This window comes from Gordonia metallireducens (assembly GCF_021245825.1).
Lineage (GTDB): Bacteria > Actinomycetota > Actinomycetes > Mycobacteriales > Mycobacteriaceae > Gordonia > Gordonia namibiensis.
Genome location: NZ_JAJQJP010000017.1, coordinates 201996 through 226550, shown reverse-complemented (window position 1 = coordinate 226550; position 24555 = coordinate 201996). Strand labels below are relative to the sequence as shown.

The window sequence follows — 24555 nt, the reverse complement described above, 5'->3', positions numbered from 1 at the left end:
GATGAGCGCTAGTCTCGTGGGCTCGGAGATGTGTATAAGGAGACAGGACTTCGTCTGGGCGCGCTCCTCGCGGGCGCGCTGATGTCCGCCGGCCTCCTTGCCGGATGCTCGAGTTCGGATGAGTCGACCGGTGGTTCGGTGCAGCTGAATCTGCCCGACGGGCGCTCGGTGACGATCCCGGAGACGCCGAAGCGCATCGTCACCCTCGGTGACCAGTGGACCGACGTGGCGCTGTCGTTCGGTGTGACCCCGGTCGGTTACTACGACTACTCGAAGTCGGCCACCGGCGAACTGCAGCCCTGGTACGGCCAGAAGCTCGCCGACTCGACGTTCATCGACCCCACCAAGGGCGATGACGCGACGACGATCGCCAAACTCGACCCGGACCTGATCTTCGCTCCCGGATTCGCTTCCGACAGCCCGGAATTCGAGCAGATATCCAAGCTCGCGCCGACGGTCAACGCGATCAGCGGCCAGGAGATCGACCCCTGGCAGGACATGGTCACCGTCATGGGCACCGTGCTGCACCAGCCCGACGAGGCGACCGAGATCATCGACGACACCAACGCGAAGGTCGACGCCGTCGGCAAGGAGTTCCCGAAGCTCGCCGGCAAGACCTACGCGCTGGCCTTCATGTACGGCAACGACCAGCTGTCGGTCCTCGGTGACCCGAACGACGGTGCGGCAAAGTTGTTCACCGAGTTGAAGATGCAGATGGCGCCGAAGCTCGTCGCCGAGTACCAGCGCACCCGCAATCCCCGGTTCGGGCTGAGCACCGAGAACATCCCGATGCTCGACGCCGACGTGCTGGTCGTCGCCACCGCGACGCCGGAACAGGCCGAGACCCTCAGGAAGCTCCCGGGTTACAAGAATCTGAAGGCGGTCGAGAACGGTGCCGTGACCTTCATGACTCAGTCGCAGATCACCGGCCTCAACGCGCCGACACCGAATTCGGTGCCCTACGTGCTGGACCTGCTCAAGCCGAGCTTCGCAGCCGCGACCAGCTGACACGCAACACGATTCGGCCCGACCCACTGCTGTGGGTCGGGCCGTTTTGTGTTCGGTGATCTCGGCCGGCGCAGATGTCGCGCTTCGTATCGGTGCGCGACACGTAGCGCGACATCTGCGGCGACAGCGAGCGTTCGCGTCTAGGTGACGACGTCGTCGAGGTCGTCGGCGCCGAAGGCGGTGAACGCGGTGTCCTTCGGGAGGCGGTACACCTCGCGGCCCGTGACGGCGTTGAGGATTCGGGCGTTGCGGACCGCGCCGATGTCGAGGTTGGGGGCCGAGACGCCGACGGCGTGCTCCTCGGCGTTCGCGACGAACAATCGGTTGGCCAGTGCGGGTTCGGCTTCCACCTGGTGAGCGGGTCCGATGACGAGCCGGCCGCGCGAGTCACGGTCCAGCCGTGAATCGATGGGGTCCAGGAACGGCGTGGGCCGGGGCTGGTAACCGGTGCAGGCGATGACCATGTCGGTGGTGTGAGCAAGCTGGGTGCCGGTGTCGAGGTGGCGTCCGCGGACCCTGAGCTTGCCATCGGCGAGGGTGTCGATGGCGTCGACCTCGGTGGAGATGCGCAACTGGACCGGATTGAGCTTCTCACGCAGCTGACGCTGGTACATCAGCTCGTGCACCCGCTCGAGGGTGTCGCTGGAGACGCCCTTGTGGAACTGCCAGTGCTGCGGGCGGATCCGATCGCGGGCCTCCTCCGGCAGACTCTGGAAGTAGTCCATGTACGCCGGGGTGGTCATCTCGAGCGACATCTTGGTGAAGTCGAGCGGGGCGAACCACGGCGTGCGGGTCCACCATCGCACAGACGGTCCGCCGCGGAGATTGGCCTCGAGCAGGTCGATGACGATCTCGGCGCCCGACTGTCCCGAACCGATGACGGTCACCGTGTCCGCGGCATGGGCCTTGTCCTGGTGGTACAGGTAGTCGGAACTGTGGATGACCGCCGGGGAGTCCGACGACAACGACCCGGGCACGAACGGTTCGGTACCGACGCCGACGACGACGTGGCGCGCGATCACGGACGAGGTTGCGCCGCCGGAGAGGATCGTGACGGCGAAGGCGTCGGCGTCGTCATCCCAGGTGACCTCGGTGACGGTGGTGCCCCAGCGCAGGGTGTCGAGCCGGTCGATGCACCAGTGCAGGTACGCCTCGTACTCGATGCGCGTGGGATAGAAGTTCTCCCGCACCAGGAACCGGTACATCCGGTCGGTGTCGGCCATGTAGTTCAGGAACGACATCGGATGCGTCGGGTCGACCAGTGTCACCAGGTCGGACAGGAACCCGACCTGCAACCGGGCCTCGTCGAACATGAGGCCCGGATGCCAGCGGAACTCGTCGCGGGAGTCCACGACGAGTACGTCGAGGTCGTCGACGGTCGATGCCAGCGCGGCGAGCCCCAGGTTGAACGGACCGCAGCCGATCGCCAGGACATCCACGTTCTCTACACGGGTCATTCCGACACCCTCACCATTTCTTCACTGTGTGCCTGGCCGCTCGCGACCGAGGTGCTCTCGGATTCCACTTCGATTGCCAGACGGAGTAGTTCGTCGAACAGCTCGTCGATGTCGCTCTCGGCGGTCTCGGGGTTCAGAAGGGTCAGCTTCAGGCAGGTCCGAGGTTCGTCCTCACCGGGGACCCGCACCTGGGTGCGCCCGATGAGCGCCTTGCCGTCGGTGATGAGGCGGCGGCGCAGTTCACCGTTGACGGCGTCGAGGTCGGCGCAGCGGTAGCGGAAGACGATGGTGGTCAACGTGACCGGTGCGATCAGCTCGAGCTGTAGCTCGGTGGCAACCCGCTGTTCGGCGTACACGGCGAGGTCGTTGCACCGGTCGAGCATCCCGCCGAGTTCGCGACGCCCGTACGCCAGCAGCGTCGCGGCGACCTTGAGGACGTCGGGCCGACGGGTGGTCTGCAGGGTTTGCCCGAGCAAGCCGCTGTAACCTGCTTCGACGTCGTCGTCGGGGTTCAGATAGGCCACCGAGCGGTTCAGCGAGACGAAACGACCGGCGTCGGCGAGCAGCATGAGGCTGGCCGCGGCGGGCTGCCACCCGACCTTGTGTAGGTCCAGGGTCACCGAGTCGGCGCGGTCGATGCCGGACAGCAGCCCGGACAGGCGGTCGGAGAACAGGGTGCCGAAGCCGTAGGCCGCGTCCACGTGCAGCCAGATCTCGCGACGTTCGGCGATGTCGGCGATGTCGGGCAGCGGGTCGACGGTACCGAAGTCGGTGGTTCCGGCCGTGGCGACGATCGCGAGCGGGGTCACGTCGCCGGCCTTGCGGATCGCGCTCTCGAGCGCCTCCGGGAGCATCCGGTGGTGTGCGTCGACCTCGACGGGGATCACCGCGGACTCGCCGAGCCCCAGTGCGGCACAGGCGCGATGCACCGAGAAGTGGGCGACTCGCGAACAGAACACCACCGGTCGGCGCAGTGCACCGACGCCGTCCTGGCGGACGTCGACGCCCCGCCGAGCCGCGGTGTGATCGCGGGCGATCATGAGCGCCAACAGGTTCGAGATGGAACCGCCGGGACTGAAGACGCCGCCGGCCCGTGGGCCGAATCCGGCCATGCGGGCCAGGGACTGAACGGTCCAGGTCTCCAGGGCGAGGGTCGCGGGACCCGAGTCATAGGTGTCCAGGGAGGCGTTGGTGGCGCTCGCCAGTGCATCGGCGGCAACCGCGACCGACAGGGGTGCCGGCTGAAGATGAGCCGCGGTCAGTGGATGGGTGAGGTCGAGTCCGAACTCGGCGACCAGGCGCGCCATCCGCGACAGGGCCTCGGACTCGCCGATCCCGGATTCGGGGATCGCGGGCGCGCCCAGCGAGCCGGTGACCGCCGCGAGCACCGACACCGGATCCCCGGCCGGCAGAGGTGCTCCGTGGTGGTGATCGGTGACCGACTCCGCGGCCTCGGCCAGACCGCGACCGATCTCCGCCCAGCCCGTACCCGGCCGCGCAAAACGGGACGCACCCCATGCAGAGTCGCGGTCTTCGGTCACTGAGTTACCCCCTGGACGTGCGGTGGTCGTGTGGTGGTGTGCGGAGCCGTGCGGGTGTTGGTCGGTCACGGGACCCGCCTGTCGAGCTCGGCGAGGAGTTCGGCGACCGTCGTCCCCAGCGCGGACGGGATGAGATCGACGAGTGCGGTCAACACCGCGGTGGCTCGCGCGGCGACGTGCTCGGGAACGATCCCCGGCTGGTGGTCGACCTCCACGTGGGTGGAGTGGTCGTCGGCCTCGAAGGCGATCGACAACGGATAGTTGGCGATCCCGTTGAAGACCGAACGGCAGGTGACCGGTGCGTCGTCGGGTCGGGCGATGCCGCGCAGCGGAGCGGGCCGCACCGAGGCCATGATCTCCATGATCGGGAACCGCCCGCCCTGCTGACGGAGTGCGGTCAGGATCGGACCGAAGTCGGTGCCGGAATGTTCCATCGCCCGGTAGATCACCGTGCCCGCGTCGCGCAGGGCCTGCTCGACGGTCGCGGTCGGGTCGACGCGGAACCGCATCGGGATGATGTTGCCGCAGTATCCGATGTGCTGCGGTGACTGTGGTCGTCGTCGGTTGTCGGCCGGGACGACGAGCACATGATCGGGTGAACCGGTCAGTGCGTAGGCGGCCAGCGAACACACCCCGATGAGAAGCGCATTCGGGGTTGCGCCGACGGTCTGGGCGACCCGGTCGAATGCGGTGAGCGACTCTCCGTCGACCGGAGCGGTCACCTTGATACCCGCACGGTCGTCCATGGGGGACAGCCAGCTCTCGGCGGCGCTCTCGGTGGGCAGTTCGCCCGAGAGCGGGTACCGCACGTCTTCGGCCGCCCACGTCGACAGCGCATGTCGCACTGCGGAATCCGCGGCCTCGGTTGCGGTGGCGGCATCCGGGGTCGGGGGCCGGGATTCGGCGTCGGCGTCGGCGACCCACTCTCCGGACACGAGCGTGCCCAGCAGCGACGGCCAGGAGGTGTCGTCGACGGCGAGGTGGTGGACGACCAGGATCATGGTCACCTGCCCGTCGCGCGCCGACACCCGCAGGCGCAACGGCGCGTCGACGTGCAGGTCGAACGGGATGCGAGTCATCCGCGTGGCGACCGTGTCGATGTCGGCCGACTCGCCCCCGACGTCATCGGCGCCCCAGGTCCAGACCGAACGCCCTGCATCCCAATGCCCTTCGCGTGCCACCCGGGTGCGGCGGGGTACGCCGTGGTCGTCGACCTCGACGACCGAGCGCAGCACCTCGAAACGCTCGACGAGGAGTTCGGCTGCGGCGACGACGGAATCGACGGTGCGGTCGCCACCGAACTCGAGTACGAGACCGATGTTGTGCGAGACCGATTCTGGGTCGAGCTCGTAGATCTTCCACATCCGGCGCTCGGCGATGCCGAACTCCCCGAACGAAGCCGGGGCCTCGGTGCCCGATTCGGTACTGGACTCGGCGGCAGTCCCGGACAGCGCCGCGCCGGATTCCGCGATCCGCCGGCGCAGCAGTGTGAGTCGCGCTTCGGTCAGCGTGGGCACGGTTCCCCCTTCGTCGGAGTGGTAGTCGAAGTGGCCTGTCGGGTGGCTCCGGCGTCCGGTGCGCGCAGGGCTTCCCAATCGCGGGTGACGGGGATCAGCCGGCCGTCGGCCCACAGCGAGGCCTGGTCCTGGAAGTGTTCGGAGGCCGGGTCGCCGGAGGCGCCGAGCGGAACCACCCAGCGGCTTGCGTGAGGATCGGCGAGATCCCAGACGTAGCGGGCCGCGGAGCCGGTGATGCAGACATGGGTGCCGACGGCGGATGCGTTGGCGAAGACGCACTCCGAATCCCCGGCGAGGGGCAGCGGGGTGGGTCGCAGCCTTGCGAACAGGTCCGGATGGCGGGGCGACGCACCGACGAGATCGAACCCGTGGATCGGGGCGAGCACATGCACGGCGCCCCAGTTCGGAACGTGCCCGATCGTCTCGGTGCGGGTGACGACGGCATCGAGCGCACCGACTGCGACCTCGTCGATGTCGATGCCGATCAGCGCGCAGTTGGCGATGACCGTGGTGATTGCGCTCGCGAGGCGGGGTTCCGGTACGAACCACGGCTGGAACACGGCGGGGAAGCCGTGCGGACCGCGCAGCGGCGCCAGGGTATCGGTGCGCGCGACACCGAGCACGAGCTGGCTGCGGAACTCCGCGAAGAGATATGCGTCGGAGCTGTCGGCGGACATGGTGCGGTCCCAGGCGAGGATGCGCAGCCGGATGTCCTCGGCGGCCGGGGTGTTGCCCACGACGCGGGTCAGGAGTTGCTGCACCACCGCGGCCTGCTCGAGGACGACGTCGCGGTGGATGTCCGCACAGTCCTCGGGGTCGACAGTGTCGAGGGCATCGAGGCGGGCGGTGATCCGGTCGGCCCGGAACGCCTCGACGCACTCGGTCGTGATCGGTTGCAGCGCGGGTGTTCCCGAGATCCGCTGGTTTGCGGTCACGCTCACGCCGCCGTCGGCGACCGTCGCGTCGAAGCCCGGGTCGCCGAGCGAACCGGTGTCGTGACCCTGCCACTGGTATCGCTCGTCCCAGCCGGGAACGGGGAGCCAGTAGTTCTCGGGAGCGCGGACGGGAACGCGGCCGGCCACGTGGGTCACCGTGGTTCCGTCACGGTGTGCGACGACGGCGCGGTTGACCGGTTCGACCCACGTCGACAGTGCGGCTTCGACGTCGTCGATCGTGCGGGCGAACAGCAGGTCGAGTGGGGCGTCGAAGGTGACGTCCTCGGAGAGCAGCGGCGACCGGAGGCTGATCGTGAACGGCTCGTCCGGGCCGCCGAACACGACGGCGCCGTTGTGGGTGGTGATCACCTCGACCGCAACGGGTTCGGAGTCGCGGACGCCGATGTGCTCGGTGTGGACGGCCGCCGGGACACGGCGCCCGCCGGGCACCTCGACGAGTAGCGTCCCGTCCTCGTCACGGGTCAATCGCTCGACGTAGAGGTCCTGGTAGTCGGCCATCGCATTCGTGATGCCCCAGGCGATCTCGGGGCCCTGCGCGAAGTGCGGGACGCCGGGGACACCGGCGAAGGCGAAGCCCACGACGTCGAAGGGTTGTGCCGGATCGGTCGAGGCGAGGTGGAACTGCTCGTAGATGCCGGGCAGTTCGAGGAACCGGTGGGGATCACCGGCCACGATCGGGGAGCCGGTGGCGCTGCGGGCGGCGGACACCCCCCACGCGTTGCTGCCCGACATCGGGTCGCCCAGGTCGACGGTCTCGCCGACGGGGGAATCGGCGGCCGGAGTGGGCCGGGTGAGGTCGAGGATCTCCTGCAGGAACTGCTCGTCCGGCATCGGCGGCACGGTCGGATCGCTCTCGCTGCCCTCGAATGCCCAGAACCGCAGCGCATCCGGTCCCGTGGTCCGACAGGCGTGCAACCGGAACAGTTTCGTCGTGAACCGGCCGAACAGCACGTGGTGCATGATGAAGACCGAGATCGGCGTCCACGGCCGCCACGGCGCAGGCTGGTGCTGGAGGGCCTCGAGTTCCGGTGCAGAAGACGCGGTTCCGGTGTCGGGCAGAGTGCTGTTCACACCGTCGGCATAGGCGCGCAGCAGGCTGCGGCTGCGGGCCGACGACGCGTGGTACATCTGCTCGGCGACCGCGTCGAGTCGGGCGCGCCGCGCGAAGGTGTCCCACTCGACGCAGGAGTCGCCGAACACCTCGGCGGTACGCCCCTCGGCGCGCAGACGCATGAACTCGATCTGCCAGCGGCGGTCCTGTCCGCAGGCGCGGCCCTGTCCGTACAGTGCGTCGGTCGCCGTGGCGGCCAGCACGTGCGGGATGCCGTGCGCATCGCGCAGGATCTCGGGGCCGGGCGTTTCGGAGGTCGTGACGGTCATCGTCGTCCCCGATCGGCGACGGGATTGACGAGCATGTGCCCGGCGTCGATGAGCGAGGCGTAGGAGTCCTCGATGTCGACCATGCGCTTGTTGTTCCGCAGCTGCAGACCGTTCATGTGTACCGCGCCGAATTCCGGTGCGAACAGATCCCATCTGGCGAACTGGTCGTCGAGATCGGGGTGGGCCGCGACGAACTCACGCAGACTCTCGGCCACCAGGTCCCAGAACTCCTCGTCGGTCACGAGACGGTGGGTGTGGAGGACCTCCGCCAGCGGCCGCAGGTAGTCGTCGAAGATGTCCGAGAGGACCCCGAGGTTGCGGATCTCGTCGGGTTCGGTGGTGAGGACGCGGGCACAACTCTCCGGGAAACCCTCCGGCTCACCGAAGACCGACACCTCTTCACCGATGTCCTTGAGGATCGCGCGGACCGGGACACCGTTGTCGAGGACGAGGATCAGGTTCTCGCCATGGGGGGAGAACTTCAGTTCGTACCGGTAGAGCAGGTAGGCGATCGGGTGGAGATACGTCCGCAGGTAGCGCCGGACCCATTCGGCGGCCGGAATCCCCGATCGTGCGATGAACGCACCGACGAGCGGGTCGCCGTGATGGTCGAGGTGCAGAAGAGCGGCCATGGTGGAGAGCTGCTCGCCGCCACGCACCAGCGCGACGGGGCTCTGACGCCACAACGCCGCCAGGATCTTGCGGTACTCCGAACCCGGCTGGGTGATCGGGGTGAAGGTGGGGCTGCGGTAGCCGATGGCCGCGACCTCGAAGATCATCTCGAACCCGATGGCGGCCAGGTACGGGTCGTCGGCGACGAGCCCGCGGACCCAGTTGTTGATCAGCGGGGTGGTGCGCATGTAATCCGCCGACATGCCCCGGGTGAAGCCCATGTTCACGATCGATAGCGCGCCCTTCACGTAGTGGCGGGTGGGCGTGGTCGCGTTGAAGACCGTGCGGATCGACTGCTGCGCCTGGTAGAGATCCGGACTCTCGCCCACGAGCACGATGCGGCGATCGGCGAGATCGGCCGAGTAGAGCTTCCGGACCTTTTCCGTCCACTGCCACGGATGAACGGGGAGATAGCGGTAATCGTCGGGATCACAACCGGTTTCGCGGAGGACGGCATCGAACTCCGCCAGGGTCTCGGTGCCGAGTTCGTCGACGAGCATGGTGTCGTAGTCGACGCCGCTCACCGTCGCCACGTCGCAGTCCTCGCGGCGGGCGGCGACCCAGACGAGCCGGAAGTGGTTGCCGACCTCCGGTGCGTAACGCTCGATGTCGTCGGCGCTGAAGCCGAGGCGCCCGGCGTTCGCCACGATGCACGGGTGACCCTCGGTCATCGTCCTTTCGACGGTCTGGAAGTCCGCATGCGCGAGATCGGTTGCCGTGATGCGTCGTTCGTCAGGCCGGTCGGCGCTGATCGCGAGGGTGTTGATGAACTCCTCGAGGTACTCCGGCAACGCCTGTGGACCGATGCCGAGTATCGGGGCGAGGTCGACGACCAGCGCGACGGCGTCGACGGGCAGTTCCTTCCCGTCGCGCACACGGCGCAACGAGGACTCCTCGATCGCCCAGTTCTCCAGAGACAGGACCTCGGCGCGGAAGTGGTACTCCGTGCGGCCGTCGGCGGAACCGACCACGTAGCGACCCGGGCCGGTCTCGGCCGGGCTCAGAGCGCGTTCGTGGGAGAACTCGGCGAGGATCTTCCGCGCGATCCGGCGGTGATACACCTGCCGATACGACTCGGTGGACTGCTGCGCGGTCCGTGTCGGGCGGATCTGTTCGATGGTCAACGGAGTTACGCTCCCAGATCCGTCACCTCGACGGCGCCGACACTGGTGCCGTCGGCGGTGACGCGGAGGAAGTCGTCTCGGGCGCAGTAACTCAGGTGCGCCGTCTTGTTGCCGACCGGGTAGTCGCCGTCGACCCGGAAGCCCACGCTCGCGTTGAGACGGTGGACCGCGGTGTTGCGGACATCGGGTTCGACGACCACCCGCGCGGCACCGACCTCGAGGATCGCGGTCCGCATGATGTGCAGCATCACCGCGCCGGTGAAACCGGGCAGCGCCTGCTCGGAGTGGGCCACGAGGAGGTGCATCCCGATGTCACCCTCGGCGTGGACGTAACCGCTTGCGGGGTCGGCGAGTTCGCTGGTCTGCGGGTCGTACAGTTCGAACAGGAACTGCGGCCGGCCGTCGTGGTAACCCAGACGCATGCCGTAGGGCGTGCCGGCGGTCGCCGCTGCGGTGTCCCGGATCATCTTCTCCACGTCGGCGACGGAGCTCTCCAGCATGTCCCAGAACTTGGCCTTGGGATGGGTCAGCCACCCGTGGACCGTGACGGCGTGCGACACGTCGTCGAGATCGACCGAGTGCAGGTCGTACGTGGGTGCCGGTGAAGTGGTCATGATGCCTTTGCTGTCGGGGTGTCTGGAGATGCGGCCGGGCCGGTTGCGTCAGGTGCCGGCGAGTTCGGCATCCACCTGTTCATCGGAGAGGGCCACGACGTCGAGGAGGATCTCGGCGACGCGCGCAACCCGGGGTCCGTCGAGGGCGGTGAGCCGCTCGGCGAGGCCCGAGATCGTCCGGTGGCCGAAGATGTCGGCCACCGACAGGAGCGGTGCGTCGAGCCAGGTGCGGGACAGGGCTACGAGTCGGGTGGCCTGCACCGAGTCGCCGCCGAGGGAGATGAAGTCCTCGGTGACGCCGATCGGCCGGACGGGCAGGACCTCGGAGAAGATCACGACGAGCGCCTCCTCTAGCGGGGAGCGCGGTTCCACGACCTGCCGACCGCCCTCGGCGGTGTCGACGAGTGCCGCGAGGGCCTTGCGGTCGTATTTGCCGTTCGCGGTCAGCGGGAGTGCGTCGAGGACGGCGATCGACCGCGGGACCATGTGCGGCGGAAGGGAATCGGAGAGACCTGCGCGGATCGTGTTCTCATCGGCATCGGCATCGGCATCGGCATCGGCATCGGCATCGGCATCGGTTCCGGCGACGACGGCGGCATGAAGATCTCGGCCGTCGGACCAGGCGACCGCCGAGGCGACCTCGGCCAGGGCGAGAAGTCCGGCCTCGACCTCGCCGAGCTCGACGCGGTAGCCGCGGACCTTGACCATGTGGTCGGCGCGGCCGAGGAAGTCGAGGAACCCGCCGGGCAGGTACCGGGCGAGATCTCCGGTGCGATACCACTTCTCGCCGTCGTGGTGGACAAAGCGATCGGCCGTGCGTTCGGGATCGCCGCGGTAACCGTCGGCGACACCGGCGCCACCGATCCACAGCTCGCCGGGTACGAGGTCGGGGCGATCGCGGCCGGTCTCGTCGACGACCCGGCAGCGGACGCCGCGCAGCGGGACACCGTAGGGCACGAACGCCATTCCGGCCGGGACGTCGTCCGCCTCGCAGATGGTGGAGTGGATGGCGGTCTCGGTGGTACCGCCCAGGCCGGCGACGCGGCAGTCGGGCAGTTGTGCGGCAACCCGTTCGAGCAGCGAGACGTCGACCCTGTCGCCGCCCATGATGATCATCCGCACCGAGGCCGGCAGCGAACCGATGTCGAGGATCATCCCGAGGACCGACGGCACGCAGTTGAGCACGGAGACCGAGTGTTCGGTGAGGAGACGCACCCAGTCGTCGACCTTGGTGCGCTCGTCGTCACCGGGTACGACGACGGCGCCGCCGACGGCGAGGAGTCCGAAGATGTCGAAGACCGAGAGGTCGAACTCGAGCGAGGAGACCTGCAGGCTGCGGTCCCGGGCGTCGATCGAGTAGCGGTCGACGAGGTCGGTGATGGTGGCCACCGCGGCGCGATGAGGAACCTGAACGCCCTTGGGTAGCCCCGTCGATCCGGAGGTGAACAGGATGTAGGCCAACTCCTCGCCGGCGACCTTCACCGGGGCCACCGGTGCCGCGGTGCGTGCTTTCTCGAGGTCGATGACGGCGGGGCCGTCGGACCCCGCCCAGGCGTCGGCGTCGGCGGTGAGCACGGCGCGCGGCCCGGCGATGGAGACGATGCGATCCCGACGGGTCGCGGGCTGTGTCGGCGAGATCGGTACGTAGGCGGCGCCGACGGCGAGGACGGCGAGCGCGGCGACGATCTGGTCGCCGCCCTTGGGCAGGTTGACGACGACGGTGTCGCCGGCGCGGACACCCGCAGCCGTGAGTGCGCCCGCCACGCGCAGGGCCTCGTCGGTGAGCTCGCCGTGCGACCAGGTGCGAGTGTCGGTGATGACCGCCGGGGTCGCCGACCGCTGGGCCGCGCGAGCGAAGACGGTGCCGTGGAGGGTGTCGTCGAAGGTGTCGGTGTCGGGCAGCGGTACTTCTACCGAAAGCCGCTGTGCACGAACATCATCGTCGACCGGGTCGGGCGCCGGGACATCCCATTCGCCGTCGACGAGTAGTCCGAGGAGTCGGATGTAGTAGTCGAACATCGCGCGGGCGGTGGTCTCGTCGAGGTCGGACACCCGGACGTCCCAGTTGAGGAGGAGACCGCCGGCGATCTCGGTGACCTGGGCGTCGAGCAGCACCTGCGGGCCCTGCGAGACGATCCAGGCGGGGTCGCCGAGGACGTCGGTGGCCTGCGGCGAGAACAGGTCGCCGAGTCCGAGCGCGCTGGTGAACACGACCGGGGAGACGACGGATTCGCCTCGGGCGCGGCCGAGTTCGCGGAGGACGTCGAGACCGCTCATCGATCCGTGGGCGGCGGCGTCGTGCATCGCCGACCGCATCTGGCGTGCGCGCTCGGCCAGGGTCGCCGAGTGGCTCAGATCGACGTCGACGAGGATCGATGACGTGAAGTCGCCGACCACGCGCTCGACGTCGGCGTGGATCTGGGGGCGATCGAACAGCGGAACAGTCAGCAGGAAGCGAGAATTCGCCGCATGGGTGCCGACCGCTTCGGCGAAGGCCGCCGCCACCGTGGCGGCGGGGGTCACCCCTCGACGATGGGCGTGGTCCTCGAGGCGCTTCCATTCGGAGGCCGAGACGGAATGGTGCAGGCGGACGCTGCGGGGTTCGACCTCGCCGCGGAGGGCGCGATCGTCGAGCGGGAGTTCCGGCGGTCCGGGGAGGTGCGGGATGCGCTCGCGCCACCAGGCGAGGTCCTCGTCGCGGATCTCGCGGGAGGTCCGGTCGGCAGTGATCGTCGCGAAGGTGACACCCAGTTCGGGCAGTGTCTCCCCGCGGTAGAGGCGAGCGAAGTCGTCGACGAGGACGCGATAGCTCATGGCGTCGGCCGCGATCATGTCGACGTCGAGATGCACCCGGGTGGACCCGTCGGGCAGCAGGCTCAGTTCGGCGCGGATGACCGCACCCTCTTCGACCGGGAGTGTGCGATGTGTTCCGTGGGTACGTTTTTCGGCGAGGATCGCCTCGACCATGTCGGGCGTATGGGTGCGCAGGTCGTGGACGGCGATCGCCTCCGGGTGCGACGGCCCGACGACCTGGGTGCCGTCGGGGAGTACGCGGATCCGCAGCATCGGATGTCGTTGGAGCAGCTCACCCATGGCGGTGGTGAAGCGGTCGGGATCGAGGTCATGGCCGTCGAACTCGATGTAGAGATGCGCGGCCACATTGCCGAACGCATGGCTGTCGGATCGCCCGATCCAGTAGGCGTGCTGCATCGGAGCCAGAGGGAAAGGTGAACCGGGATCGACGATTTCCGGCGATATGCGCGTCTCCGCGGGAGTCGACGATCCGCCGAGGAGGGCGGTCCAGGCGTCGAGGGTGGGTTGGGCGGCGAGGCGGGCGAAATCGATGTCGATGCCGCGTTTGCGCCAGGTCCCGGCGAGTCGCATCATGCGCAGGGAGTCGAGGCCCTGGGCGATGAGGTCGCCGGCGGGGTCGAGGGACTCGGGTGTGACCCCGAGCGCGGCAGCGATCTCGCCGCGGATGTCCGGCAACACAGGCGCGTCGCTCTGCGGGGAGACGGCTTCCGGGGTCGACGGAGACGACGCGTCGGCGGTGATCATCTCGATCCAGGCGTCGAGGGTGGGTTGGGCGGCGAGGCGGGCGAAGTCGATGTCGATGCCGCGTTTGCGCCAGGTCCCGGCGAGTCGCATCATGCGCAGGGAGTCGAGGCCCTGGGCGATGAGGTCGCCGGCGGGGTCGAGGGATTCCGGCGTGACGCCGAGCGCGCCGGCGACCTGGGCTCGGACGGCGGCGGGGCTGACGAGGTCCTCGATGGGGTCAGTCATCTCAGAATTCGTGGCCATCAGCCGATTGCCTCTCGCGGTCGGGAACGTCGTTTACTCGAGCAAAATACCCAATTTAGGGTAGGTTATACTAACTACTTGCTGGACGAAACGCCTGCATCGGCGTTTGAACTTAGGTAAGCCTAAGTTAGTTGATGTCGTCTGGCCAGATGATCTGGATCACGCCACACTTCGACCGCGGTCGGCTCTTGCGCACCACGAAGATTAGGCTAACCTACCCAAGGGCTGCGAGCTGAGTCCGGTCGCCGCGACCCGTGATCTACGAGCGGACCGGACGCATCCACACGAACACGACGGCCGACTCCTGGGGTCGGAGAGAACGGGGAACGAACATGTCGCAGAGCAGCGTGGTCCTGGAGGAAACAGGGTCGACCAACACCCTCGCGGCGACCGTCCGCGAGGCGATGCTGGCCGGGGACACCACGCTGTCCGTGCTCGACTCCGAATCCGGCGAATGGGTGACCGCGCCCTGGCGCGAGGTCCACGCACGCGCCGAACAGATCGCGGTGCAACTCCTCGCCGACAGTGACCTGCACGAGCCGCTCGCCGTCGGTCTCATCGGCGATCCCACGATCGACCTCATCGCCGCGATCCAGGGCGCGTGGCTCGCCGGCGTCCCGGTGAGCATCCTGCCCGGACCCATCCGCGGCGCCGACGAGAGCCGCTGGGCGGAGACCACCTACACGCGATTCGTCTCGATCGGCGTCGGCACCGTCCTGGGCGGCGGCTCCCAGCTCGATCTGCTCGCCAAGGTCGACGGGCAGCTCCGTATCGCTCGAGTCGCCGAGTACGGAGTCGCCGCCGACACCACCGGCTTCGTCGCCCGCAACGTGAACACCAACACCGTCGCCGTTCTACAGGGGACCGCCGGGTCGACCGGTGATCCGAAAACCGCGGTGCTCACGGCGTCAGCGGTCTACTCCAACGCGATCGAACTGGTCAGCCGCCTCGGCCTGCACCGCACTCGCGACACCGGCTTCACCTGGCTGCCGCTCTACCACGACATGGGCCTGATGTTCCTCCTCGCCGGTATGACGACGGGCATCTCCGCCTACGTCGTGCCGAACACCGCCTTCGCGGCCGCACCATTCAAGTGGATGCAGTGGCTGACCGAGACGAAGGCCACCGTCACCGCCGCTCCGAACTTCGCCTACGACATCCTCGGCCGGTACGGAAAACTCCTGCGCGACATCGACCTGTCGAACCTCCGCGTCGCGATCAGCGGCGGCGAGCCCATCGACGCCGACGCCTTCGACAAGTTCCTGGAGGCCACCGCACCGTTCGGTTTCGAGCGCTCGGCCGCGGCTCCCGCCTACGGAATGGCCGAATCCGCCTGTGCCGTCACGATGCCCGCGGTCGGCGAGGGCGCCCATTACGACGAGGTCACCGTGACCCCGCCCGGTGGCGGCGAGCCCATCCGACGCCGCTACGCGATCCTCGGAAAGCCCCTGGGCGGTATGCAGGTTCGCATCGTCGAACCGAATGTGGACGTTCCCACCATCGACGGTCGTTCCGTGGGCCACGTGGAGATCCGTGGCGCCTCGATGATGCGCGGCTATCTCGGCGGCGCCGATCTCGGTGCGGGGGAATGGTTCTCCACAGGTGACCTCGGTTACCTGATCGACGACCGCCTGGTCATCTGTGGACGGGCCAAAGAGGTCATCATCGTGGCCGGCCGCAACCTCTTCCCGATCGAGATCGAGCGTGCCGCCGCGGAGGTCGCGGGCGTGCGCCGGGGCGGGGTGGTCGCGATGGCCCGCGGTGAGGGCTCGTCGCGCCCGGGCCTGGTGATCCTCGCCGAGTACAAGGGTTCGGACCCGGAAAAGGCTCGTGCCGAGGTCAATTCGGAGGTGGCGTCGGCGTGTGGGATCATGCCTGCCGACGTGATCTTCGTGGCGCCCGACTCGGTTCCGCGCACCACCTCTGGCAAGATCCGTCGTCTCGAGACCCGCCAGATGGTCGAGGACGGGGCATTCGAGATCATCGGACAGAAGTGAGTCAGGTCGCGGCGAAGGGCCGGGGATGGCAGGGCGCTGTCCTCAAGCTGCTCGGTGGTGACGACTTCGAGCTGACCGTGACCGGCACCGAGGTCGTCACCGATCACTATGTGCGCCTGACGTTCACCGGTGGCGGTCTCCTGTCGAAGCGGGCGCTGCATCCGACGATGTGGATTCGGATGTGGTTCGACGACTCAGGGAGACTTCATCAGCGCGGGTATACCCTGGTTGATGCCGATCCCGCTGCCGACACCTTCGGTATCGAGTTCGCGATCCACGACGGAATCGCTGCCCGCTGGGCGCAGCATGCGCAGGTCGGGGACTCGGTCACCGCCACCGTCATGGGTTCCAAGTTCGCGATGCCCGGCGACGAGGTCCGTGGGTGGATCATCGCCGGCGACCCCGCCTCGCTCCCGGCGATCAACTCGTTACTCGATGCCATCGAGGCGTCTGACAACCCGTCGACGCCGGCGACCATCTGGCTCGAGTATCAGCACGAGAGCGACAGATCGCTGCCCCTGCGGGCCCGTGCACAGGACACCGTCCACTGGGTCGCGCGCGAGCGTGACGGAGCCGCGGTCGTCGACGCGGTGCGGTCCTCGGCGTTCTCCGCTGCGGACCACTTCGGTTGGGTCGCACTGGATTCGGTGAGCACTCGCGCCGTGGCTGCGTCGTTGAAGAACGAGTACGGAATCCCCAAGAGGTCGGTCAAAGCCCAGGCCTACTGGATTCCGGGCAAGTCCTTCGCTTGATCGTTCGTCTGCGCGACAAGCGAACTCCGTTCCCTGAGGTGCGAGCGGAGCGAGCCACGAAGGGCTCGCGAGGTCGGCTCACCAGGCCTTCGTGGCTCGTCGCTTGCGCTCCTCGCACCTCAGGCAGCGACGGGGGTCGCGCTTTCGTGATCGGGGAGCGTTGGGGGTGCGAAATCAACCCAGCTCGAACACAACCGGGGCATGATCGCTGGCGCCCTTGCGTTTCCGCGCCTCGCGGTCGATGTGCGCGCCCAGAACGCGGGTGTCGAGCGCGGGTGAGCAGAACGCGTAGTCGATGCGCATCCCCTCGTTGCGCGGGAACCGCAGCTGCGTGTAGTCCCAGAAGGTGTACCCCGGTGCATAGGGGAGCGCGGAGTCGACCAGGCCGCCGTCCAAGAAGCGCTGCACCGCAGCACGTTCCGGTGGCGTGACATGGGTTCGTCCGTCGAAGTACTCGCGGTCCCAGACGTCGTCGTCGGTCTGCGCGACGTTCCAGTCGCCGGCCAGCATCATCTCCGCGGCCGGGTCGTGGGCCAGACGTAACGCGATGTGGTCGGCGAGGGCATCGAGCCAGCGGAGCTTGTACTCGTAGTGCGGGTCCTCGGGTGCCCGACCGTTGGGCACGTACAGACTCCAGACCCGGATGCCCGCGCACACCGCGGAGATCGCGCGGGCCTCCCGGATCGGCTGGTTGTCGACCGGATAGGTGGGCACCCCGTCGAAGGCGATCTCGGCGGCGTCGAGTCCGACCCGCGACGCGATCGCCACGCCGTTGTAGGCGCCCTGCCCGACATGCGCGACGTCGTAACCGGACGCGAGGAAGCTCATCAGCGGGAAGGCGTCGTCGTGACACTTCGTCTCCTGCATGGCGAGGACGTCGATGTCGGCGTTGTCCATCCACTCGACCACCGCTTCGGAGCGTGCGCGGATGGAGTTGACGTTCCATGTGGCGAACCGCATTCAGCGCTCCCCGAAGTTGTCGAGGCCGGCGACCGGTACACCGGCGCGGTCCCAGCGCGCCCGGACAGCCGAGACGCGCGAGGCCGACGTCGACAGGATCAGTACGAAGGTCCGTCCGACGTCGCGATAGTGATCGCGGTAGAAACCGATCGAGTCGGCGAACCAGGTGAAGGTCGCGTCGTCCTCGTCGAGCAGGCGGTGAGCCTGGGTGATGTGGGTGACGATGGCCGCCGGTGTGCGTCCGTCGGCATCGGGGGCGTCGAGGTCGCGCATGCAGTCGTCGAAGGCATCTCGGTTGCGGCCGAAGTGATCCGGGAAATCCCAGACGCGCGCGAACGTGGAGTACATCGTGCCGGTGGTGGTCGCCGCCGTACCGCTGATGGTGCGCAGGCGGGTGTCGGGGCCGAGGTCGGGTAGGTCCGCGGACACCGTGAGTCCGACGGCCGGGCCGTGGTGACCGGCGGCGTCGAGGAAGCGGCGGAAGTGAGTGCCGGAATCGTCGTGCGCGGTCATGACGGTCCTCGAATCAGGATGAACGATCGGTAGTGATCGGCTGTGTACCAGGCGGTTCCGTCGCTTCCGGTGACGATCCGCTCGGCGTCGCGACTGCGACCGGGCTCCTTGGGGTTGACGTCCCATTCCCGGTAGGCGACCCGGCGTCCGTCGGCATCGGTGACCGGCAGACGACGCTCGTTGTTACGGAAGGTGATCCCGCCCTTCGTCCCCGGTGCGCGGGCGGCCTCCGGCCACTCGCCGGCGTCGATGAGGGCGAGCGTGCGCGTGACGTGCACAGGTACCGCCGCCGGCGCCGGCGTCTTCGCCGTAGACGTCCGCGTCCTGTTCGACTTCGGGGCCGTGGTCTTGGAGGTCGTCTTGCGGGTGCTCGACTTCGCGGTCGATTCGGCCGTGGTGGTCTCGGCGGCTGGCGTCCGGACGGTCGAACTCTTCGACGAGACGGCAGTGGAGGACTCGTCGGCTCCAGAGTCGCTGCCGCTGTTGAGGAACCAGGTGATCGCGAACACCAGCGCGATGACCACGAAGGCGGCGGCGGTGATCACGGCCTGCCGACGGCGTTGGGCGACGGTCGGCGTCGTGCGTGAACGTCTTGGCATCAGAGTTCCTGGGGCTCGGCGGGGGAGGGGGTGTCGAGCGTGACGTAGCGGTAGCTGTGGTGCAGACCGAAGCCGAGCCGCCGGTACCAGGCGCCGGCGAGGCGGTTGGTGGTCTCGACCTGCAGGTAGGCGCGATCGGCGCCGTGTTCGGCACCCCACGCGACCAATTCGGCGAGAACCTGCGAGGACAACCCGGTCCGGCGTCGTTCCGGATCGGTCCACAACGCCGACAGGCCGAGCCATCGTCGACCGTCCGGGGACTCGGTGACCACGCCGCGACCGATCGCGACGGCCGCCGACGACCCGGTGTCGGGGATCGTGGCGAAGACCGGCGGCCCGTCGCCTGCGGTCACCACCTGCCGCACAGCGTCGGCGTGGTCGAGGTCGGTGTCGTCGCCGGCGCGGTGCCCGGTGTAGGCAGCCAGCCAATCGGTGTCCGGCTGGTCAGCGAGATGAACAGCGTCGGAACGGGATTCGGTCAACCGTTCGGTCAGGGGCGCCACGGCGGAGGTGAGCATCTGCACCTCGATGTCCTCGGTGCCTCCGACGGTGGCGGCCTTCAGCAGGCGCTCGGGAAGTGCGAGTAGGGGCGGAAGGTCTCGGTCGGCATACCACTGAGTGATGCGGGCGAGCGTCGTCGCATCCGGGTGGGCCGACATGTCCAGTGGGATGGCGGAGTTCGCGCGGCGGGTGAACCCGTGCCCGGCGCGGACGAACCACCCGGCGATCCACGCGGTCTCGACGCCCGGCCAGGATCGGGCCGCAACGCTCTCGAGGGCGCGGATCTCCTTGTTACGCACCGGCGTCGCCGAGAGCAGCTTCACCGAGGTGATGGCGGCGGCCGGGATCGAGACCACCTCGCCGTCGCGTTCGAGGCGGAGCGGGTCGGTGTCGTCGAGCAGGATGCCGGTGACATCCGATTGCGCCGCATCGGGATTGCCGCGCCAGTCGGCAGGAGTCGCCTCACCGAGCAGATAGCGCACGACGACGCGGTCGCCGATCACGGCGCCCGACTTCGTCGTGTGCGGTTGGGACACTGTCGTCCGGTGTGACCTGATCAGTGGCGGTCAGTCGTCGTCTTCGTCGTCGTCGTGCCCGAACGGGTCGGCGACGGCGCCCGGCAGCCAGGTCAGTCCGGGGACTCCCCACTTGTTGCGCTTGATGGCCTTCTTCGCGGCACGCGCATTCCGGCCGACGAGAACGTCGACGTAGAGGAACCCGTCGAGGTGGCCGACCTCGTGCTGCAACATCCGGGCAAAGAAGCCGTTGCCCTCGATGACGACCTGGGCACCGGTGCGGTCCACGCCGGTGACGCGCGCCCAGTCGGCGCGGCCGGTGGGGAACTGCTCACCCGGCACCGACAGGCAACCCTCGTCGTTGTCGTCGGGATCGGGCATGGTCTCGGGGATCTCGGAGGTCTCGAGGACCGGGTTGATCACCTCGCCGCGGCGGCGGGTCGCCATGCGGTCGCCGTCGGGGCAGTCGTAGACGAACATGCGGGACCCGACCCCGACCTGGTTCGCGGCCAGACCGACGCCGTGCGCGGCGTCCATGGTGTCGAACATGTCGTCGAGGAGGGTGATGACCTCTTGTGACGGACGGCCGTCCGCGTCGAGTGGGACCGGGGAGGTGGGCTGGTGCAGCACCGGCTCGCCCACGATGCAGATCGGGAGAATCGCCATAGTCGATCACCCTATCGCTGCTCAGGGCGCCGGAACGACTCCGGGTACGGCGTCGCGGACGGCATCGCCCGCCGGCCCGGGGATGCCCGGGAAGAGGGTCGACTGCCAGTCGAAACCGTCGACGGGGTCGGTGACGACCTGACCGGCACAGCCGCCGCGCAGGGACGTCACGACCCGCGAGACGATCGTCGGTTCACGCATCTCGATGGCATGGTCGAAACCGGTGTTGGCCAGCGGAACCGGTGCGTAGGCGCGGCATTGTGCGGTGCCGTCGAGCCGGCCGTCGGTCCACTCGCCGTCACTCTGGACCACCGAGTAGCGGGTCGGCCCGGGGGCGTCGGGGCCCTCGTTGAGCCGCTTGATCGCGTCGGCGTACATGCAGGTGTCGTAGCCGGCGTCGCGCGGCTGCGAGCATCCGCCGGGCGAGCCGTACTGGGCCGTGCCGATCGCCACATACTCGCCGACCAGGGCTGCGCCACCGAGGAACTTCAGATAGTGGCGCGCGCCTAGACCGCCCGCGCTGTGCGCGACGATGTCGATCGACGCGGCGTCCGCGGCGAGTGGTTCGACGACGTCCTTGATCAGACGGGCGTCGTCGGCCACGTTCTTCCCGCCGGCGTGCGCGTACACGACACGGTGTCCGGCGGCCCGGATCGCATCCGCGAGCGGGCGGAAGGTCTCCTCGTTCTGGCCCTCGTCGGCGTAGAGCTGCTGTCCGGGGACGATCACCACCACACGGGTGCTCGTTCCGCCCGGTTCAGCCGTCGTCGGGGCGGCGAGTACCGTCGACGCGGCGAGTGCCAGGGTCGTGATCCCGACCCCACCGGACAGAGCGGTGAGACCGCGTGTGAGCACTGAGAACATCCGATTCCCCCGGATCGATGCGAACGTGGTGAGGTGAGGCTAACAGCGACAGCTCACACACAGTTCCGACCGACCGTGCGTCGTGGCGAGTCACAGCGCGATCGGATGGCGTGACCGTGGTTAGATTGTCTCCGAACCACACCGTTGTGATTCGTTGTCGTGTCAGGGTTGTCCGATTCGGATTCGAACAATCGGTCCGGCACATCAGCGGCGGTGTGAGTGTCATCAGGTTTATCGGTGAGGGAGTGAGATGGACGGCGCAACCGCGCGTAGCCAGAACGACGGCGATCAACCCACCCCCGACAACGGAGCCCAGCTCGACCCGCACGAGGTCGGCGCAGACGGCCTGACGCGCAGGGAACACGACATCCTCGCCTTCGAGCGGCAGTGGTGGAAGTACGCCGGCGCCAAGGAAGAAGCCATCAAGGAACTGTTCGGTCTGTCGGCGACCCGGTACTACCAGGTGCTCAACGCGCTGGTCGACCGTCCGGAGGCACTGGCAGCGGATCCCATGCTCGTCAAGCGACTCCGCCGTCTGCGTGCGTCGCGCCAGAAGGCCCGCGCCGCGCGCCGTCTCGGCTTCGAGATCACCTGAGACGCTGACCCCGGTCAGCCACCCGAGGTGCGTTAAGGTCGTCGGTGATGAATGCAGACCGTGAGCCCAATCGCCTGCCGCTGCGCGCGGGGGCGATGATGCTCTTCGCAGTGGCCGTCGTCTTCATCGGGCTCGGCTGGCATTCCGCGGCGACGTCGGGAAGCGAACCCCAGGCCACGGAGACCACCGCGACCGCCACCCAGACACCCGCCTCCACCACCTCGTCGTCGACCTCGGCGGCGTCGACGACGAAGCGGGTGTGCGTGATCAACGCCGGCCAGGTGTCCGGACTCGCCTCGGACGTGAGCGACCTGCTGAAGGAGAAGGGCTACACGATGGCCCAGCCCGGCAACTACACCGCCGGCGGCTTCAGCGAGAACACGATCTTCTACGACTCGGACTCAGACAAGGCCCAGGCCGACGAACTCGCGGAGGCATTGGGCGGCACGGTCTCTGTCGAGGAACGCCCCAGCTCGTTCACCCGGTGCAAGGGCGGGGTCCCGGTGATCGTGGTGACCGCGGTCAGTGGATCGTGACGCACGCGGCCGGACTATCGTCATAGCAATCACACAACTTCAACCGCGCGCGGTGTAGTCGTCGCGCACCGTTGGGCCGACGCCCAGTGAACCGCCCCGAACCGGGCGCAGCCCCGGTGACAGTGATCAAGGAGTGACATGTCCGGACGTTCGAACATCACCGCGTCGCGCGCGCTCGCCGCGCTGGCTTCCGCGGGCCTGATCGGGCTGGCCCTGGCCGGTTGCAGCCCCGACCAGAACCCCACGGATGTCCCCGGCACGACGCCGCCGGTGGTCTCCGACAAGCCGCTGCCCCCGGGCGCTGCCGACGACGTCGACGGCGAGCCCAGCGGTCAGATCGCGGTCGCCGAGATCAAGGACACCGATGGCAATGTCGTCGGCGAGGCCACCTTCTCGGCGGAGTCCGAGAGCGATGGTCCGGTCACGGTCAGCGTGCGCGTCACCGACGGTGACCTCCCCGCCGGCTTCCACGGCATGCACATCCACGAGAACGGCACCTGCGACGCCGGTTCCGGTGGCGCACAGGCCTTCACCTCGGCCGGCGGACACCTGCAGGTCGACGGCAACACCAGCCACCCGTCGAGCGGTGACCTGGTCTCGATCAACATCCTCGAGGACCACACCGGTCGTACGGTCACCACCACCGACGCGGTGAAGCTGGAGCAGATCTTCGGCAAGGCCATCATGATCCACGAGAAGGCCGACAACTTCGGCAACATCCCGGCCGACAAGTACCCGGGCGGACCGAAGGAAGACACCCTGAAGACCGGTGACGCCGGCTCCCGGATCGCCTGCGGCGTCATCGAAGAGAAGAGCTAGGCCCCGCGGTCCGGCAGCGATCGCGGCCGTCCATGTCACCGATCGAGTTCGACGGATCGCCGACCCCCACCCTCGGGGTCGAATGGGAATTCGCGCTGACCGACAAGGTCACCGGCGATCTGTCGAACTCGGCGGCAGCGCTCTTCGCCTCGGTCGAGGAGCACCACCCCGAACGCCTGGGGAAGATCCACCAAGAGTTGCTCCGCAACACCGTCGAACTGGTGACCGGCATCTGCCGGACCACCGGTGAGGCCATCGCGGACCTCACCGACACGCTCGGCGTGGTCCGTGTGCTCACCGAGGAACTCGGCGTCGACCTCTACGGCGCCGGCACGCATCCCTTCGCCGAATACTCGACGCAGCTGCTGACCGAAGGTCACCGCTACGCCGAACTGATCGAGCGCACCCAGTGGTGGGGTCGGCAGATGCTCATCTGGGGCGTCCACGTCCACGTCGGGATCAGCCACCGCGACAAGGTGCTCCCGATCCTCGACTCGCTGCTGAACTACTACCCGCACCTGCTGGCGCTGTCCTCCTCGTCGCCGATGTGGGCCGGCCAGGACACCGGCTACGCCAGCAACCGCGCGATGATGTTCCAGCAGCTCCCGACCGCAGGCCTGCCCTTCCAGTTCGAGACCTGGGACCAGTTCGAGGCCTTCGTCGCCGACCAGAAGACCACCGGCATCATCGACCACCTCAACGAGATCCGTTGGGACATCCGCCCGTCACCGCATCTCGGCACCATCGAGGTCCGCGTCTGCGACGGCATGACCAACCTCGGTGAGCTCTCCGCGATCGTCGCGCTGATCCATTGTCTCGTCGTCGATCTCGACCGTCGGTTCTCGGCGGGGGAGACCCTGCCGACGATGGCCCCCTGGCTGGTCCAGGAGAACAAGTGGCGTGCAGCGCGATACGGCCTCGAGGCCATCGTCATCCTCGACGGGCAGTGCCGGGAGGAACTCGTCACCGACGATCTGCACCGGCTGCTCGAACGCCTCCAGCCGATCGCACGCGACCTCGGTTGCGTCGACGAACTCGCCGGCGTGGAGCGCATCATCGCGCAGGGCGCCAGCTATCAGCGGCAGCGCGCGGTGTACCGCGACACCCACTCGATGCGCGACGTCGTCGCATCGGTGGTGTCCGAGCTGGACTGACCCTTCGATACGCC

Annotated in this window: 20 protein-coding genes; 7 read left to right on the top strand and 13 right to left on the bottom strand. The window is 68.2% G+C overall.

Annotated features, from left to right (window positions below):
• The first annotated feature begins 81 nt into the window (after positions 1-81).
• Positions 82-1008, top strand: a complete 927-nt coding sequence (locus LQD00_RS05935; RefSeq protein WP_232716094.1) for an ABC transporter substrate-binding protein — start codon at positions 82-84, stop codon at positions 1006-1008.
• 140 nt (positions 1009-1148) lie between these two features.
• Here the strand turns inward: LQD00_RS05935 and LQD00_RS05930 are convergent, their stop codons facing one another.
• From LQD00_RS05930 to LQD00_RS05900, 7 genes are all read right to left on the bottom strand, one after another.
• The gene (locus LQD00_RS05930; protein ID WP_232716079.1) at positions 1149-2465 is read right to left on the bottom strand and encodes a lysine N(6)-hydroxylase/L-ornithine N(5)-oxygenase family protein; all 1317 of its coding nucleotides are present in this window, start codon (positions 2463-2465) and stop codon (positions 1149-1151) included.
• Positions 2462-4006 (bottom strand): pyridoxal phosphate-dependent decarboxylase family protein, encoded by a 1545-nt coding sequence (locus LQD00_RS05925; RefSeq protein ID WP_232716078.1) that lies wholly within the window; start codon positions 4004-4006, stop codon positions 2462-2464. The genes LQD00_RS05930 and LQD00_RS05925 overlap by 4 nt, the downstream gene beginning before the upstream one ends.
• A gap of 65 nt (positions 4007-4071) precedes the next feature.
• Positions 4072-5523, bottom strand: a complete 1452-nt coding sequence (locus tag LQD00_RS05920; protein WP_232716077.1) for a condensation domain-containing protein — start codon at positions 5521-5523, stop codon at positions 4072-4074.
• Positions 5511-7859, bottom strand: a complete 2349-nt coding sequence (locus tag LQD00_RS05915; RefSeq protein ID WP_232716076.1) for a penicillin acylase family protein — start codon at positions 7857-7859, stop codon at positions 5511-5513. Before LQD00_RS05915 ends, LQD00_RS05920 begins: the two co-directional genes overlap by 13 nt.
• Positions 7856-9655 (bottom strand): IucA/IucC family protein, encoded by a 1800-nt coding sequence (locus LQD00_RS05910; protein ID WP_232716075.1) that lies wholly within the window; start codon positions 9653-9655, stop codon positions 7856-7858. Before LQD00_RS05910 ends, LQD00_RS05915 begins: the two co-directional genes overlap by 4 nt.
• 5 nt (positions 9656-9660) lie before the next feature.
• Entirely contained in the window at positions 9661-10269 is a 609-nt protein-coding gene (locus LQD00_RS05905; RefSeq protein ID WP_232716074.1) for a GNAT family N-acetyltransferase, read from the bottom strand.
• 48 nt (positions 10270-10317) lie between these two features.
• The gene (locus LQD00_RS05900) at positions 10318-14070 is read right to left on the bottom strand and encodes a non-ribosomal peptide synthetase (RefSeq protein ID WP_232716073.1); all 3753 of its coding nucleotides are present in this window, start codon (positions 14068-14070) and stop codon (positions 10318-10320) included.
• Positions 14071-14402: 332 nt separating this feature from the next.
• Here LQD00_RS05900 and mbtM point away from each other — a divergent pair, with 332 nt between their 5' ends.
• Complete coding sequence (mbtM, locus tag LQD00_RS05895) at positions 14403-16067, top strand: long-chain-fatty acid--ACP ligase MbtM (protein WP_232716072.1); 1665 nt, start codon at positions 14403-14405, stop codon at positions 16065-16067.
• Positions 16064-16819, top strand: a complete 756-nt coding sequence (locus LQD00_RS05890) for a siderophore-interacting protein (protein WP_232716071.1) — start codon at positions 16064-16066, stop codon at positions 16817-16819. The genes mbtM and LQD00_RS05890 overlap by 4 nt, the downstream gene beginning before the upstream one ends.
• Positions 16820-16993: 174 nt before the next feature.
• Here LQD00_RS05890 and LQD00_RS05885 read toward each other — a convergent pair whose 3' ends face one another.
• The 6 genes from LQD00_RS05885 to LQD00_RS05860 are packed head-to-tail and all read right to left on the bottom strand — an operon-like array spanning position 16994 to position 21437.
• Positions 16994-17779 (bottom strand): exodeoxyribonuclease III, encoded by a 786-nt coding sequence (locus LQD00_RS05885; protein ID WP_232716070.1) that lies wholly within the window; start codon positions 17777-17779, stop codon positions 16994-16996.
• Complete coding sequence (locus tag LQD00_RS05880; RefSeq protein ID WP_232716069.1) at positions 17780-18292, bottom strand: barstar family protein; 513 nt, start codon at positions 18290-18292, stop codon at positions 17780-17782.
• A complete protein-coding gene (locus LQD00_RS05875; RefSeq protein ID WP_232716068.1) occupies positions 18289-18891 on the bottom strand; it encodes a ribonuclease domain-containing protein in 603 nt (200 codons plus the stop codon). The genes LQD00_RS05880 and LQD00_RS05875 overlap by 4 nt, the downstream gene beginning before the upstream one ends.
• Positions 18891-19928: an N-acetylglutamate synthase, CG3035 family gene (locus LQD00_RS05870; RefSeq protein WP_232716067.1), complete on the bottom strand. Its 1038-nt coding sequence runs from the start codon at positions 19926-19928 to the stop codon at positions 18891-18893. The genes LQD00_RS05875 and LQD00_RS05870 overlap by 1 nt, the downstream gene beginning before the upstream one ends.
• A gap of 30 nt (positions 19929-19958) precedes the next feature.
• A complete protein-coding gene (locus tag LQD00_RS05865) occupies positions 19959-20573 on the bottom strand; it encodes a peptide deformylase (RefSeq protein WP_232716066.1) in 615 nt (204 codons plus the stop codon).
• Between the two features lie 21 nt (positions 20574-20594).
• Complete coding sequence (locus tag LQD00_RS05860; protein ID WP_232716065.1) at positions 20595-21437, bottom strand: lipase family alpha/beta hydrolase; 843 nt, start codon at positions 21435-21437, stop codon at positions 20595-20597.
• A gap of 250 nt (positions 21438-21687) precedes the next feature.
• Between LQD00_RS05860 and LQD00_RS05855 the strand changes: the two genes are divergently transcribed.
• From LQD00_RS05855 to LQD00_RS05840, 4 genes are all read left to right on the top strand, one after another.
• Positions 21688-22032 carry a DUF3263 domain-containing protein gene (locus LQD00_RS05855; protein ID WP_005199114.1) on the top strand — a complete coding sequence of 115 codons (345 nt, stop codon included), beginning with the start codon at positions 21688-21690 and terminating at the stop codon, positions 22030-22032.
• A gap of 47 nt (positions 22033-22079) precedes the next feature.
• Entirely contained in the window at positions 22080-22568 is a 489-nt protein-coding gene (locus LQD00_RS05850) for a LytR C-terminal domain-containing protein (RefSeq protein ID WP_006867332.1), read from the top strand.
• 138 nt (positions 22569-22706) lie between these two features.
• The gene (locus LQD00_RS05845; RefSeq protein WP_232716064.1) at positions 22707-23387 is read left to right on the top strand and encodes a superoxide dismutase family protein; all 681 of its coding nucleotides are present in this window, start codon (positions 22707-22709) and stop codon (positions 23385-23387) included.
• Between the two features lie 32 nt (positions 23388-23419).
• Positions 23420-24541, top strand: coding sequence for a glutamate--cysteine ligase (locus LQD00_RS05840; protein ID WP_232716063.1), 1122 nt, complete (start codon positions 23420-23422; stop codon positions 24539-24541).
• The last annotated feature ends 14 nt before the right edge of the window (positions 24542-24555 follow it).

Bases quoted from the DNA above. Each gene is read 5' to 3' on its own strand.
- LQD00_RS05935 (WP_232716094.1), top strand. From the start codon at position 82: ATGTCCGCCGGCCTCCTTGCCGGATGCTCGAGTTCGGATGAGTCGACC.
- LQD00_RS05930 (WP_232716079.1), bottom strand. From the start codon at position 2,465: ATGACCCGTGTAGAGAACGTGGATGTCCTGGCGATCGGCTGCGGTCCG.
- LQD00_RS05915 (WP_232716076.1), bottom strand. From the start codon at position 7,859: ATGACCGTCACGACCTCCGAAACGCCCGGCCCCGAGATCCTGCGCGAT.
- LQD00_RS05905 (WP_232716074.1), bottom strand. From the start codon at position 10,269: ATGACCACTTCACCGGCACCCACGTACGACCTGCACTCGGTCGATCTC.
- LQD00_RS05900 (WP_232716073.1), bottom strand. From the start codon at position 14,070: ATGGCCACGAATTCTGAGATGACTGACCCCATCGAGGACCTCGTCAGC.
- mbtM (WP_232716072.1), top strand. From the start codon at position 14,403: ATGTCGCAGAGCAGCGTGGTCCTGGAGGAAACAGGGTCGACCAACACC.
- LQD00_RS05885 (WP_232716070.1), bottom strand. From the start codon at position 17,779: ATGCGGTTCGCCACATGGAACGTCAACTCCATCCGCGCACGCTCCGAA.
- LQD00_RS05880 (WP_232716069.1), bottom strand. From the start codon at position 18,292: ATGACCGCGCACGACGATTCCGGCACTCACTTCCGCCGCTTCCTCGAC.
- LQD00_RS05875 (WP_232716068.1), bottom strand. From the start codon at position 18,891: ATGCCAAGACGTTCACGCACGACGCCGACCGTCGCCCAACGCCGTCGG.
- LQD00_RS05865 (WP_232716066.1), bottom strand. From the start codon at position 20,573: ATGGCGATTCTCCCGATCTGCATCGTGGGCGAGCCGGTGCTGCACCAG.
- LQD00_RS05860 (WP_232716065.1), bottom strand. From the start codon at position 21,437: ATGTTCTCAGTGCTCACACGCGGTCTCACCGCTCTGTCCGGTGGGGTC.
- LQD00_RS05855 (WP_005199114.1), top strand. From the start codon at position 21,688: ATGGACGGCGCAACCGCGCGTAGCCAGAACGACGGCGATCAACCCACC.
- LQD00_RS05850 (WP_006867332.1), top strand. From the start codon at position 22,080: ATGAATGCAGACCGTGAGCCCAATCGCCTGCCGCTGCGCGCGGGGGCG.
- LQD00_RS05845 (WP_232716064.1), top strand. From the start codon at position 22,707: ATGTCCGGACGTTCGAACATCACCGCGTCGCGCGCGCTCGCCGCGCTG.
- LQD00_RS05840 (WP_232716063.1), top strand. From the start codon at position 23,420: ATGTCACCGATCGAGTTCGACGGATCGCCGACCCCCACCCTCGGGGTC.